A 1,232-nucleotide genomic window follows, 5' to 3' on the forward strand; every position below is an offset into this window, starting at 1 on the left:
TTGTGAATCCATCGCTCTCGTCTGCTCTTCGTCCCAAAATATAAACATCATAGCTTGCTAGAGCACTGTTGTTAAATCCTCTAAAATTCAGTACATAGTCAGTATTTCGTTCAAGATTAAAACGGTGACTAGACAAAAAGTTTTTGTTTTTAGTTGCATTGCTTAAACGCATAAGGTTTTTCTGCCCGTTGTGATAAAAGCTATGCTTAACCAATCTTCCTAAATTTTGAGTTGAGCCCCATTTATTCGTATCATTTTTAAAATCACTATTCTTAATGAGGTTAGGGCCGCTTACACTATATTTCCCAACCTCAACCTGAAACAGTTGATTGCTCATAGCCATGCGAGCAACCTTATCCGCAATTCCATTTTCAGTATTGCCCAAAATCCGCTCGTAAAGTTCACTGGTTTCCTTAACACGCTGGAAGTCAGTAGTCTCTACCTTACCTGCCAGTTGATGGGATAGGTTCGCAATGTTCCTGGTCATATCCTGCTTATAAGTTGTTATTTGGCTTGAAATATCCCTAAATGTCCCGTCGGCAGATTGACGATAGCTAGCTATTTGGCTAGTTATTTCTCTATTCGCACTCGTTTTAACTCCTTCAATTCTCCGATGAATCCCCTCCACGTCTTCTTGATAGCTTGATTTCCCTACATAATCTCTGGATATCTGCTCACGAACTGCTCTTGCTTGTCTCGCGCTCTCCTCACGAGTATAGCGCTGTAAGCTTTCCTGTCTTTGACCATCTTGAGCAACATAGGCCTGAACAGCCGACAAATCCGTTCGCAATTCCTGCGCTGTTCGCTCAAAGCTAGCCTTAGCTTGTGTGATGAGACCATTGGTGTCTTCAAGCGCTGGACTCCAGTCTGTCGCTAGGGTACCTTTTTCAAGTTTAATCCTACGAATGAAAAGAGTTCCTCCGTATCCTAAATCTGAATTGAATAGGATCATCTGTAGCTTGGATTCAGAGGGCGCATCCTCTTTAAAAAATACCGGACCTGTAAGCCTAAATCGCTGCCACTCCCTAGTCGCAGTGGACTTTGTTTGTCCCTCTATACCAAAGCCATTCCCACCATTATGCATCATGCGGAAAGGAAAAGAACCATCAACTTCATCGAGTTTATAATCAAACGAGAGAGTCCAAGTTGTCCCAATATCGGACTTTGAAAGATAGGGATCTAGATTATCAAACACAAAACCAAAACTAAAAGGAGACTGTTGAATTTTCTCG

The 1,232-nt window shown here is 41.9% G+C and carries 1 pseudogene; it reads right to left on the reverse strand.

Annotated features, from left to right (window positions below):
• Window positions 1-1,232: pseudogene (locus HT693_RS00100) on the reverse strand (PspA/IM30 family protein); the annotation flags it as partial.

It is taken from the genome of Streptococcus sp. 2154 (assembly GCF_013277255.1).
GTDB lineage: Bacteria > Bacillota > Bacilli > Lactobacillales > Streptococcaceae > Streptococcus > Streptococcus pseudopneumoniae.